At 58.3% G+C, this 13,069-nt stretch carries 10 protein-coding genes; all 10 read right to left on the minus strand.

The window, feature by feature from the left end; translation table 11 throughout:
• Window positions 1-120: 120 nt before the first annotated feature.
• The gene (gene serS, locus ABI171_RS13785; RefSeq protein WP_348093136.1) at window positions 121-1,422 is read right to left on the minus strand and encodes a serine--tRNA ligase; all 1,302 of its coding nucleotides are present in this window, start codon (window positions 1,420-1,422) and stop codon (window positions 121-123) included.
• 165 nt (window positions 1,423-1,587) lie between these two features.
• The gene (locus ABI171_RS13790) at window positions 1,588-3,162 is read right to left on the minus strand and encodes an ABC transporter substrate-binding protein (RefSeq protein ID WP_348093137.1); all 1,575 of its coding nucleotides are present in this window, start codon (window positions 3,160-3,162) and stop codon (window positions 1,588-1,590) included.
• Window positions 3,163-3,280: 118 nt separating this feature from the next.
• Window positions 3,281-4,465 (minus strand): M20 aminoacylase family protein, encoded by a 1,185-nt coding sequence (locus ABI171_RS13795; RefSeq protein ID WP_348093138.1) that lies wholly within the window; start codon window positions 4,463-4,465, stop codon window positions 3,281-3,283.
• Between the two features lie 102 nt (window positions 4,466-4,567).
• Window positions 4,568-5,578 carry a peptide ABC transporter ATP-binding protein gene (locus ABI171_RS13800; protein ID WP_348093144.1) on the minus strand — a complete coding sequence of 337 codons (1,011 nt, stop codon included), beginning with the start codon at window positions 5,576-5,578 and terminating at the stop codon, window positions 4,568-4,570.
• Window positions 5,578-6,600: an oligopeptide/dipeptide ABC transporter ATP-binding protein gene (locus ABI171_RS13805; RefSeq protein WP_348093139.1), complete on the minus strand. Its 1,023-nt coding sequence runs from the start codon at window positions 6,598-6,600 to the stop codon at window positions 5,578-5,580. The genes ABI171_RS13800 and ABI171_RS13805 overlap by 1 nt, the downstream gene beginning before the upstream one ends.
• A 7-nt stretch (window positions 6,601-6,607) precedes the next feature.
• Complete coding sequence (locus ABI171_RS13810) at window positions 6,608-7,540, minus strand: ABC transporter permease subunit (RefSeq protein ID WP_348093140.1); 933 nt, start codon at window positions 7,538-7,540, stop codon at window positions 6,608-6,610.
• Complete coding sequence (locus ABI171_RS13815; RefSeq protein WP_348093141.1) at window positions 7,537-8,547, minus strand: ABC transporter permease subunit; 1,011 nt, start codon at window positions 8,545-8,547, stop codon at window positions 7,537-7,539. Before ABI171_RS13815 ends, ABI171_RS13810 begins: the two co-directional genes overlap by 4 nt.
• Window positions 8,548-8,682: 135 nt before the next feature.
• Window positions 8,683-10,290, minus strand: coding sequence for an ABC transporter substrate-binding protein (locus ABI171_RS13820; protein WP_348093145.1), 1,608 nt, complete (start codon window positions 10,288-10,290; stop codon window positions 8,683-8,685).
• 138 nt (window positions 10,291-10,428) lie between these two features.
• Window positions 10,429-11,817 carry an aminopeptidase P family protein gene (locus ABI171_RS13825; RefSeq protein WP_348093142.1) on the minus strand — a complete coding sequence of 463 codons (1,389 nt, stop codon included), beginning with the start codon at window positions 11,815-11,817 and terminating at the stop codon, window positions 10,429-10,431.
• Window positions 11,818-12,022: 205 nt separating this feature from the next.
• On the minus strand, window positions 12,023-12,637 hold the full coding sequence (locus tag ABI171_RS13830; protein ID WP_348093143.1) for an XRE family transcriptional regulator: 615 nt from the start codon (window positions 12,635-12,637) through the stop codon (window positions 12,023-12,025).
• Window positions 12,638-13,069 lie beyond the last annotated feature (432 nt).

Here is a 13,069-nt window from a genome sequence, read left to right on the forward strand (position 1 = left end):
TGCAGCAAAGCGCAAGATTATAGCAGGCTTTTTTTGACTAGGGAAAACCTTTTTTCACCCTGGTTTCACGGGTAATTCCAATGCTCTTCGTCAAGAAAATAATCCTGCCAAATCAACTACTTATGCACTCAGCTTGGTAAGGCCGCCCATGTAGGGATGCAGCACCGCCGGGATCTCCACGCTGCCGTCGGCCTGCTGGAAGTTCTCCAGGATTGCCACCAAGGTGCGGCCAACCGCCAGACCTGAGCCGTTCAAGGTATGCACCAGCTCGGTCTTGCCTTGTGCATTGCGGAAGCGGGCTTGCATGCGGCGGGCCTGGAAGGCTTCGAAGTTGGAGATCGAAGAAATTTCACGGTAGGTGTTTTGCGCCGGCAGCCAGACTTCCAGGTCGTAGGTCTTGGCGGCGCCGAAACCGATGTCGCCGGTGCACAGAGAAACCACACGATATGGCAGCCCGAGTTTCTTCAGGATATTCTCGGCGTGGCCGACCATCTCTTCCAACACTTCGTAGGATTTTTCCGGGTGGGCGATCTGCACCATTTCGACCTTGTCGAACTGGTGTTGACGGATCATGCCGCGGGTGTCGCGGCCGTAGCTGCCTGCTTCCGAACGGAAGCAGGGCGAATGCGCGACCATCTTCAGCGGCAGAATTTCGCCGGCGAGGATTTCGTCGCGCACGATATTGGTCAACGGCACTTCCGCCGTCGGGATCAGATACAAGGCGGCGGCATCAGCGGCCTGCTCGCCTTCCTGGCCGCCCTTCTTGACGGCAAACAGGTCCTCTTCAAATTTCGGCAACTGGCCGGTGCCGCGCAATGAATCCGCGTTGACGATGTAAGGCGTATAGCATTCAGTGTAGCCATGCTCTGCGGTCTGCGTGTCGAGCATGAACTGGCCCAGGGCGCGGTGCAGGCGGGCGATGCCGCCCTTCATGACGGAGAAACGCGAGCCGGTGATCTTGGCGGCGACGTCGAAATCCAGGCCGAGGGCGGCGCCGATGTCGACATGATCGCGCACTTCAAAATCGAAACTGCCTGGCGTGCCGACTTTGCGCACCTCGACGTTGGCGGCTTCATCGGCGCCGACCGGCACCGATTCGTGTGGCAGGTTCGGCACCGCCAGCAGGAAGGTGCTGACCTGCTCCTGCACCTGGTCCAGACGAGTGGCCGAGGCCTTCAGTTCATCGGCTATACCCGCAACCTCAGTCATCACAGCGGAGGCGTCTTCGCCCTTGCCTTTCAGCATGCCGATCTGCTTGGACAGCGAGTTGCGCTGGCTTTGCAGCTCTTCGGTGCGGGTCTGGATTTGCTTGCGCTCGGCTTCCAAGGCATTGAAGCTATTGACGTCGAGCTTGAATTTGCGCGTGGCTAAACGGTCGGCGGCGCTGGCGATGTCTTTGCGAAGAAGTTGGATGTCGATCATGGACTTAAGGTAAATAGACGAAGGAATAAGACGTCATTGTACCAAGCCCGGCCGCTCCCCGGCCAGCCAATCTCAGCGAATGAAAATTATTAAATTACCAACAAAACCAGTAGCACAGCGAAAGGCCTCACACCTTACGCTGTGCGCAAGCACCGCCTGCCAGGCTTACTTGCTTAAATCCACTTTACTGAAATCATGCAGTGCGAACGCCGACATCTTGAAGCCGATGACCTGCTTTCGTATCGGCGTATGCGTCAGCGAATGCGCCAGCGGAATCCATGGCGCCTCTTCATGCACGACCACCTGCGCCTGCTGGTACAGCTTGCTGCGCTCCACTTGATTAGTGCTGAGCTTGGCCTTTTGAATCAGCGCCTCGAAATCCTTGTTGCACCAGCGCGCCGTATTGCCGCCGCTACGCACCGATTCGCAGCCTAGCAAGGTCGCAAAGAAATTATCCGGATCGCCATTGTCTCCCGACCAGCCGAACATCATCGCTTGCTGCACGCCTTGCTTGCTGCGCTTCAGGTACTCGGTCCATTCGTAGGTGTTCAACGTCGCCTTGACGCCGATCCTGGCCCAATCGGCCTGGACCAGTTCGGCCATGCGCTTGCCGTCCGGATTGTATGGGCGAGTCACCGGCAGATACCACAGCTCCACTTCAACGCCATTCGGATAACCAGCCTTGGCCAGCAGGGCCTTGGCCTTGACCGGATCGTAGACGTAATCCTTGATCTGGTCATCATAAGACCAGAGCGTCGGCGGGATCGGATTCTTGGCGATCTGGCCGGCGCCCTGATAGACCGTTTTCAGGATCGTCTGCTTGTCGGTGGCCATGTTCAGGGCCTGGCGCAGCAGCTTGTTGTCGAACGGCCTTTTCTCTACGTTGAACGAGATATAACCGACGTTCAAGCCTTCCTTGGTCAGCAAGGTGATCGCCGGATCGGTTTTCATCAGGTCGATGTCGGCCGGCTTGGGAAACGCCATCACCTGGCATTCATTGGCCTTGAGCTTGGCATAGCGCACCGAAGCATCCGGCGTGATCGCGAAAATCAAGCTATCCAGTTTCGGCCGGCCATCCCAATAGGCATCGAACGCCTTGTAGCGGATCACGGCATCTTTCTGGTAGGAGACGAACTGGAACGGGCCGGTGCCGATAGGGTCACGGTCGATCACGTCAGGGGTGCCTGCCGCCTTCATCTTGTCGGCATATTCGGCCGACAGGATCGATGCGAAATCCATGCCGAGGTTGGCGATGAACGGCGCTTCCGGATGCTTCAGCTTGAAGACCACGATGGTGTCGTCGGTTTTGCTGACCTTGTCGACGATCTTGTCCATGCCCATGTCGAGGAAGTAGCTGAAGCTGCTGCCGGTCGCCAGTTTATGGAATGGATGGTTGACGTCAGCCATGCGGTTGAATGAAAACAGCACGTCGTCGGCGTTGAAATCGCGGCTCGGCTTGAATTTGGCGCTGCTGTGGAACTTGACGCCTTTGCGCAGCTTGAAGGTATAGGACAGGCCATCGTCCGAGACCGTCCAGGATTGCGCCAGCGCCGGGATGATCTTGGTGGTGCCCAATTCAAACTGCACCAGCCGGTTGTACAAAGGCACCGACGATGCATCGAAGGTGGTGCCGGTGGTGAACAGCTGCGGGTTGAAACCTTCCGGGCTACCTTCTGAGCAAAACACCAGTGTTTTAGCCGCAAACGCGACATTGACGGCACTGCACAAAATTACTGCCATGCCAATTCCAGTAATCAATTTGTGTTTTTTATTGATTGTTTTTTTCATTGTGCGTCTCTTTCTGGCTTCTTTGTAAGATCAGATCGCTATATCTGCCGTTTGCGCTAACGATCATGCATCATGAAACAGGCAAATAATCTTCCACCAAACGCACCCAAAACGATCCTCCCAAAGAAATCAAGGCATCGTTGAAATCATAATGAGGGTTGTGCAAGGAACATGGCCCCAACAAGTCATACTGCGCGCGATGTTCATCATTGCCATTGCCGATCAGCACATAGCACCCGGGCCGCTCATTGAGCATGAATGAAAAATCTTCCGATGTCATCAGCGGCGGCAAGGCAACCAATGCTTGCTCGCCCAGCCAGCCTTCGATAACCCTCTGGCATCTGGCGGCTTCCGCAGAATCGTTAATCACTGCCGGCATTTCACGCGTGAAGACAAATTCCATACGGCATTCATAGGAATGCGCGACATGTTCAGCGATATGCCGCAACCGTTCTTCTATCTTTCGCAGGACATGTTCGTCGTAGGTACGCACCGAACCGCCGAGCCAGGCGCTGTCCGGGATCACATTGAAAGCGCTGCCAGCCTGAAGCCGGGTGACAGACACCACAGCAGGGTCCGTAGGCGATAAATTGCGTGCCACGATGTTCTGGATTTGGGTGGCAATCTGCGCCACCGCCAGCAAAGCCTCAGTGGTGACATGCGGGGTACCGACATGACCGCCTTTGCCATGCACCGTGATGGTGAACCTGCTACAACTGGCCTCGCGGCCGCCGGGTTCGGCAACAAAGGCGCCGACCGGCAATCCCGGCCAGTTATGCATACCAAATATCGCGTCGCAAGGAAAGCGTTCGAACAAACCGTCGTTCACCATCGCCAAAGCACCGTTGCCGCCTTCTTCGGCCGGCTGGAAAATGAAATTGACGGTGCCATCGAATTGCCGCGTAGCCTGCAGATGGCAGGCGGCCGCCAGCATCATCACGGTATGGCCATCATGGCCGCAAGCATGCATGCAACCATCATGGCGCGATCGATGCGGCATTGTATTTTCCTCTTGCATCGGCAAGGCATCCATGTCGGCGCGCAAACTGATTGCTCGTTTGCTGTTGCCGTTGCTCAGGGTTGCCACCACGCCGGTTTTGCCAATTCCGCGCGTGACTGCAATCCCCCAACTTTCCAAAGTCGTAGCGACCAGTTCTGCTGTGCGCCGCTCCTCATACGCCAACTCTGGATGGGCATGAATGTCGCGCCGCAAGGCAATCAGTTGATCAAGATGGGGAAAATCAACGAGCTGCATGGCAAGTTCCTTCGCGGTTCACGCTATCAAAAAATCATGCTTATTATCACATGCCCGGTCGAAACCAAATTTGCAAGTCCAATACCCGCGTCCGAGCCGCCGTCAGCCGATTTCTTCAAGCCGGTGACAAGCCGCCAGCCTGTCGTCAAACATGCGCAGGAGCGGGACTTCCTGTCGACAACGTTCCACCGCATGGGGGCAACGGTTGTTAAAGCTGCAGCCCGGCGGCGGCGCCAATGGCGATGGCAGTTCGCCCGGCAGCATCATTTTTTGCTGGCGCTGGGCCGGATCGATGCGTGGCGTGCTGGCCAGCAGCGCCTTGGTGTAAGGATGCAGCGGACGGCTGAAAACCTGCTGCTTGCTGCCATGCTCGACGGTCTTCCCGAGATACATCACCAGCACATCGTCGGCGATATGTTCGACCACCGACAGGTTGTGCGAGATAAACAGATAGGCGACACTGCTGGCTTGCTGCAAATCCATCAGCAGGTTCAGCACCTGCGCCTGGATCGAGACGTCGAGCGCAGAAACCGGCTCGTCGGCCACGATCACCTTGGGATCCAGCATCAGTGCGCGCGCAATCGCCACCCGCTGCCGCTGGCCGCCGGAAAACATGTGCGGATAACGGCCGTAGTGTTCCGGCCGCAGACCGACCTTGGCCATCATCGCCCGCGCTTTGTCTGCGCGTTCGCTGTTGTTCAACCCGGTATTGATGATCAGCGGCTCTTCCAGCATCTGCCCGACTTTCTTGCGCGGGTTGAGGCTGGCGTAAGGATTCTGGAACACCATCTGCACCAGCGGCCGCACGCGTTTCAGGGTGGCGTGATCGGCGTCGGCGATATTGGCGCCGTCCATCCACAACTCGCCGCCGGTGGGCGGTTCGATCATGGTGATCTGGCGCGCCAGGGTCGATTTGCCACAGCCGGACTCGCCCACCACCGCCAGGGTTTTACCCGGTTGCAGCGCGAATGAAACGCCGTCCAGCGCGCGCGCAGTCGCTTTCGGTTTGAACAAACCCTGGGATACGCTGTAATGCTTGACCAGATTTTTAGCTTCGAGCAAGACGGCCGGATTGGCGCCGCTGCCTGTATTGTTTATATTGGAATTCGTCATCATGCGGTCCCGCTTAACGCTGCTGTTTTTATTCCGGGCCAGCCGTTGGTCGGCAGACCGCCCGCGTCGAGCGGGAAATGGCAGCGCACTTGATCCTGCGCTGCGCCCAGCAATTCCGGCCGCACCTGGCGGCAGATATCTTGCGCATAGGCGCATCGCGGGCTGAGCAGGCAACCAGCGGGCCGGTCGTACTGACCCGGCACGACGCCAGGAATGGTTTGCAAACGGGCGCGGCCGATATTGTGCTCGGGCAGTGCCGCCAGCAGCGCCTGGGTATAAGGATGCTTGGGCGCGTTGAAAATATCCGGCACGCGGCCGGTCTCCACCACTTGCCCGGCATACATCACCATCACCCGCTGCGCGGTTTGCGCCACCACACTCAGGTCATGGGTGATCAGCATCAGCGCCATGCCGCGGTCGCGCTGCAGTTGCAGCAGCAGTTCCAGCATTTGCGCCTGCACCGTGACGTCCAGCGCGGTGGTTGGCTCATCGGCGATCAGCAAGCGCGGATTGCAGGCGATGGCGATCGCCACCATCACGCGCTGGCTCATCCCGCCCGACAATTGGTGCGGATAAGCGTCCAGTCGGCGCTCGGGATCGGGAATGTCGACCTGCTTCAGCAAGGTCAGCGCTTTGGCGCGCAATTCCTTCTTCGATCCGCCCTGATGCACGCGCAGGGTTTCCATCAACTGGTAGGCCACCGTGAAAGACGGATTCAGGCTGGTCATCGGATCCTGGAAAATCATCGCGATGTCCTTGCCTAGCAAACCGCGCCTTTGTTTCTCCGACATGGTCAGCAAATCGCGGCCGTCGAAAGCCATGCGCTCGCCATTGACCCGGCCCGGATAATCGATCAACCCCATCAAGGCCAGCGAGGTGACGCTCTTACCGGAACCGGATTCACCGACGATGCCGACCACTTCGCCGGCTTCGATGCTCAGGTCCAGTCCGTCCACCGCGGTAAACGGCGCCGCCGTCGAACCGAATTCGACCCGCAGCTGTTTGATTTCTAAGAGTGCCATATCAACCTTATCGTTTCAGTTTCGGGTCGAGCGCATCGCGCAAACCGTCACCCATCAAATTGAACGCCAGCACCGAGATCAGGATCGCCAGGCCTGGGAAGGCCACTACCCACCATGCGCTCTGGATGAATTCCATGGCGCTGGCCAGCATCGAGCCCCATTCGGGCGTCGGCGGTTGCGCGCCCATGCCGAGGAAGCCGAGCGCCGCTGCATCCAGGATGGCCGACGAAAAGCCGAGCGTGGCTTGCACGATCAATGGCGCCAGGCAGTTCGGCAACACGCAGTTGAACATGATGCGCAAGGTGCCGGCGCCGGCGATGCGTGAAGCGCTGACATAGTCGCGCGACATTTCGCCGATCACTGCGGCCCGCGTTTGCCGCGCATAGTGCGGCAGCATCACCACCGCAATCGCATACATCGCATTCATCAGGCCAGGGCCGAGAATCGCCACCACGGCAATCGCCAGCAGCAGGCTCGGCAACGCCAGCATGATGTCCATCAAGCGCATGATGGCGATTTCCACCATGCCGCGGAAATAACCGGCCAGCAAACCCAGCAGTACGCCGGTAGTGAGCGAGAGCGAGATCGAGACCAGCCCGATCAGCAGCGACAGGCGGACGCCATGGATCAGGCGCGACAGCATGTCGCGTCCGACCGGATCGGTGCCGAGCAGGAACTGGCTGCTGCCGCCCGTTTGCCATACCGGCGGCACCAGGGTCGACTGGCGGAACTGTTCGATTGGTGAATGCGGTGCGATGATATCGGCAAACAGCGCCATCAAGACCATCGCGACGATGACCGCCAGGCCGATCACCGCGCCGCGGTTCTGGCTGAAATAGCCCCAGAATTCACGCAGCGGATGCGGTGGCGCGCTGGCGGCCGTGTTCGGCGAGGGAGCGGCTTGCGGCGCGGGCGCCTGCGTTGTATTTACATTGTTCATGAGCGGTGGCGAATACGTGGATTGATTACGCCGTACAGCAGGTCGACGGCCAGGTTGACGAGGATGATGGTGATCGCCGACAGCAGGATGCCGCCCTGCACTACCGGATAATCGCGCCGTTGGATCGCCGCCACCAGCCACTTGCCGATGCCGGGCCAGGAGAAAATGGTTTCCGTCAGGATCGCACCGGCCAGCAAGGTGCCGACCTGCAGGCCGACCACAGTGACCACCGGAATCAGCGCATTGCGGAACGCGTGGATGCCGACTACGCGCCAGGGCGAGAGCCCTTTGGCGCGCGCGGTGCGTACATAATCTTCACGCAAGACTTCCAGCATGGCGGAGCGCGTCATGCGCGCAATCACGGCCAGAGGGATGGTGCCGAGTGCAATGGTAGGCAGGATCAGATGCGACAGCGCCGATTTGAAGGCGCCGCTATCGTCCGACAACAAACTGTCGATCAGCATGAAGCCGGTGACCGGCGGCACGTCGAACAGGATGTCGATGCGGCCCGAGACCGGGGTCCAGCCGAGCGTCACGGAAAACAGCAGAATCAACAGCAAGGCCCACCAGAACACCGGCATCGAATAACCGGTCAGCGAAGCGCCCATCACCGAATAATCGAGCACGGTATTGCGCTTCAGGGCGGCCAGTATGCCGGCCGGCAAGCCGATAATCAGCGCAAACAGGATCGCGCAAAAGGACAGTTCCAGCGTCGCCGGGAACAGCGTCTTGAATTCGCTCATCACCGAAGTGTGGGTCATGATCGACATGCCGAGGTCGCCCTTGAACAGGTTCCCCAGGTAGTTGAAGTACTGCATGTAGATCGGCTGGTCGAGTCCGAGGTCATGCGCCATTTGCGCATAACGGGCCGGGTCCATGCCGCGCTCGCCGGACATGGCTTCGACGGCGTTGCCGGGGATCAGATGTATCAATAAAAACACCAGCAGCGTGATGCCGAGAAAGGTCGGAATGACCAGGCCGACACGACGCAGGAGGAATCCAAACATGGGAATGCCTATCGTGATTAAAAATAGCGAACACTAAAACTAAGCGAGCACCAGATTACAAGTACTACAAAAACGGGGCAGGACCCGCCTGCGCGCTACTGCAAATGCGCCAGGCAGCCCTGCCCCGCTACAACCTTACTTGCCGGCCAGGTCGACCTTCTCGAAATGATGGTGCGCGAACACCGCCATCTTGAAGTTCAGCACTTCCTTGCGGATCGGCGTAAAGCGCACCGAATGCGCCAGGTCGATCCATGGCGCTTCTTCATGCAGGATCACTTGCGCTTGCTCGTACAGCTTGGCGCGCTCATCCTGCTTCGGCGTCAGTTTGGCTTTCTGGATCAGGGCTTCATAATCCTTGTTGCACCAGCGTGCGGTGTTGCCGCCGCCCTTGACGCCTTCGCAGCCCAGCAACGGTGCGAAGAAATTATCCGGATCGCCGTTGTCGCCGGACCAGCCGAACATCATCGATTGCTGGTCGCCTTGTTTGCTGCGCTTCAGGTACTCGGTCCATTCGTAGGTCGTCAGCTTGGTCTTGACACCGATCTTGGCCCAGTCAGCCTGGATCAGTTCCGCCATGCGCTTGCCGTCCGGGTTGTAGGGACGGGTCACCGGCAGGTACCACATCTCGACTTCCACGCCGTTCGGATAGCCGGCCTTGGCCAACAATGCCTTGGCCTTGACCGGATCGTAGGTGTAATCCACGATCTTGTCGTTATAGCCCCACAGCGTCGGCGGGATCGGGTTCTTGGCCGGGACGCCTGCACCCTGGTAGACCGTCTTGAGGATGGTTGCCTTGTCGACAGCCATATTCAACGCCTGGCGCACCAGCTTGTTGTCGAACGGTTTTTTCTCGACATTGAACGAGATGTAACCGATGTTCAAGCCCGGCTTGGTCATCATGGTGATAGCCGGATCGGCTTTCATCAGCTCGATGTCGGCCGGTTTCGGGTACGCCATCACCTGGCATTCATTGGCCTTGAGCTTGGCGTAGCGCACCGATGCATCCGGCGTGATAGCGTAGATCAGGTTATCCAGTTTCGGCCGGCCGCCCCAATAAGGGTCGAAGGCCTTGTAGCGGATCACGGCGTCTTTTTGGTAAGAGACGAACTGGAACGGACCGGTGCCGACAGGCTCGCGGTCGATCACTTCCGGCGTACCGGCCTTCTTCATGTTGTCGGCGTATTCGGACGACAGGATAGAGGCGAAATCCATGCCCAGATCGGCGATGAACGGCGCTTCCGGATGCTTCAGCTTGAAGACCACGGTGTTGTCGTCGACCTTTTCCACCTTGTCGATGATCTTGTCCATGCCCATGTCGAGGTAGTAGCCGAAGCTCTGGCCGGCGGCAAGCTTGTGGTACGGATGGTTGGCGTCGCCCATGCGGTTGAACGAGAACAGCACGTCGTCGGCGTTGAAATCGCGGGTCGGCTTGAACTTGGCGCTACTGTGGAACTTGACGCCCTTGCGTAGCTTGAATGTATAGGTCAGGCCGTCATCGGACACGGTCCAGGATTCGGCCAGACCGGGAATCGGCTTGGTGGTGCCCAGTTCGAATTCGACCAGGCGGTTGTACATCGGCACCGACGACGCATCGAAAGTCGTGCCGGTGGTGTACAACTGGGGATTAAAGCCCTCCGGGCTACTTTCCGAGCAAAACACCAGGGTCTTGGCGGCTGTCGCATAACCGGCGGTAGCGCACATGACGGCGAGCAGCGCGGCCTTGGCAAGCAATTTTCTTTTCATCATAGGTCTCTTTCGTTAGGTTATGGTGAAGCTGATGCATTTAACAACAATTCACATCAAGTGCACAAGCATGAATGTTCAGTACATCTCCATGCCGGTCTTATGCTGCATGCTCACATTACAATCACAACAGCTAGCTCAGGCAGCCATCAAGGCCTCAATCTCGGCACAGGTTTTGGGGATCGCCGGCCCTAGCACGCGCGCGCCGGAACTAGTCACCAGCACATCGTCTTCAATCCGGATGCCGCCAAAATCCAGGTACTCGCCGAATTTTTCATAATTGATCAGTGTGCTGTGGCGCGCTTCCGCCTGCCAGCGCTGGATCAGCAACGGAATAAAATACATGCCCGGCTCCACCGTCACCACCATGCCCGCTTGCAACGGTTTGGCCAGGCGCAGATTACGCAGCCCGAACAATTCGCTGCGGCTGACGCTGGCGTCGTAACCGACCCGGATTTCGCCGAGTCCCTCCATATCGTGCACGTCCAGCCCCACCTGATGGCCGAGGCCGTGCGGGAAGCAGATCGCGTAAGCGCCGGACTCGACCACTTGTTCCGGCGTGCCATGAAAGAAACCGAGCTCGGACATCGCCGCCACCATATGGCGGGCGGCTTGCTTGTGCACTTCCAGATAAGACACCCCCGGACGCATCAGGCCGATGGCGAACAGCTGCGCCGCCAGCACGATCTCGTACAGGCTGCGCTGGCGCTCGCTGAAACGCCCCCCGACCGGGAAGGTGCGGGTGATGTCGCTGGCATAACCGAGGGCGCTGGAAGCGCCGGAATCGTTGACCACCAGATCGCCCGCCTGCAAGCGGTTGTGATGGCTGCGGTTGTGCAAAATTTCGCCGCTGCGCGAAAAAATCATCGGGTAAGCGTTTTGCAGGTGATGGCTGCGCATGATGCCTTCCATTGCCGCCACCGTCTGATATTCAAAAGTGTCCGCTTTTGCCAGCCGCATGGCGGCGACGTGCATGTCGCGGGTGACGCTGAGAGCGCTTTCGATTTCCGCGATTTCGGCCTCGCTCTTGATTTCCCGCAGAGCGATCACCGCCGCCATCAAACTCTCGGAAGCGCCAGCCTGGCATTGCGCCGGCGTGCAGTCCAGCAGCGCAGCCAGTTCCAATATGGTTTCGCCGCGATACGGCGGCAGGTAGTGAATCGTGCGGCCCTGGCGGCGCGCCTGCGCCACCGTTTCGGCCAGAGCGCCGTAAGGCTGCGTGCGCCGAACGCCTGCGGCTTGGGCACGCTGCGCAAAGCTATCCTGCGGCCCGTCCCAGATCATGTCGGCCAGGCCGGGATCGTCGCCAAACAGGATGTCGGCATCGGCCTCAATATCGATCAAGCCAGCGAGACCCGGCTGATCCAAGCCGAAGAAATAGGAAAACGATGAATCCTGGCGAAACCAATAATGATTGTGCAAATAATTCATGGAGACATCGACGTTACCCGGCAATAACAGCAAGCCGGAGGAAAACTGCTGCTTCAGCTGGCGTCGCCGCTGGGTATAAACCGCCGCCTCAAACATGACGGCCTCGCGGCGCGCCTACGCTGCCGCGGCAATCCTTGCCGAATGACTGCTCACTCAAATCCCGATATGTCCTGCGTCCCATCGCCATTCCCATTACCACTCCATTACGCTGCAATTATTGAAATAACACTGCCGAAAACACCTTTTTAGTGGTGCAAAAACCATGCCACAAGGCAGCCGGAATAGCCCTCGGGCCAGGCCGTCAAAAGAATTCCGTACCACGCAGCAGATGTTTCTGCTCCTTGGGCTCCGGCGTTTGCGGGCCGTCGAACAAGGACACGGTGCCGACCCAGATCACTTCGGCGACCTGGTTTTCATGCGGCAGCGATTCGATACTGTGAGGAATGTTGGCGTCAAAATGCAGGCTGTCGCCGACATTCAGCAGGTAATTGTCGGTGCCGACCGTATAACCGACGCGGCCGCTGAGCACGAAGATCATTTCATCGCCTTCGTGCGAGACCATTTCCGACTTGTAGCCGGCCGGCATCGTGAATTTGACGGAATGCACCTGGCTGCCGGGGAACACCGTCGACAGCCGTTCATATTTGACGCGGCCGCTGGCCACCGAATACGGCTGGCGTTGGCCGCGATAGGTATCGGGCTGCAATTGCGCCGGCTGCTGGATCAGGTCGCCGATCGATACGCCCAGTGCCTTGGCAATCACCACCAGCGAAGTGATCGAGGGGCTGGTCAGGTTACGCTCCAGCTGTGAAATGAAGCCTGCGGTCAAGCCGGTTTCAGTGGCGAGTTCCACCAGCGTCTTGTTGATGGCGTGGCGCCGCGTGCGGATCGACTTCCCCAGCTCTGGTATTTCCATTCGTTGTCTCCGGCCTGTACCTGGTGTCTCACAAGATCAGGCAGCGCGATCTATGCCACGCTAGCCTGATGGTATTTTTTAATATTTATCTATTTGATATGGCAAAGCGATCGTGACTACGGCGGCTGTTTCATCAGTCAGGCGTCGGAAATTATAGTCAGACTAAAACTGGAGTCAAGGATCTTTTTCAGATTACCTTAGAACCGAGGGAAAATGGAGGATTGGGCGACCTGGCGTGCGCGCCGCCAGATCAAAGGTATCAGGAACGCTGTACCGGCTTCATCAGAAAGCCGATAAAAGATAAAACTACTCCTGATTAGTTACCTATCTAAGATGCCATATTTTTTAGCACAAAACCATCTGCCGAGTCATTCCCGCGAACACGGGAATCCATGTTGAATCAAGTACTTAAGTTGGATCCCCGCGTTCGCG

The organism is Collimonas sp. (genome assembly GCF_039923675.1).
GTDB lineage: Bacteria > Pseudomonadota > Gammaproteobacteria > Burkholderiales > Burkholderiaceae_D > Collimonas.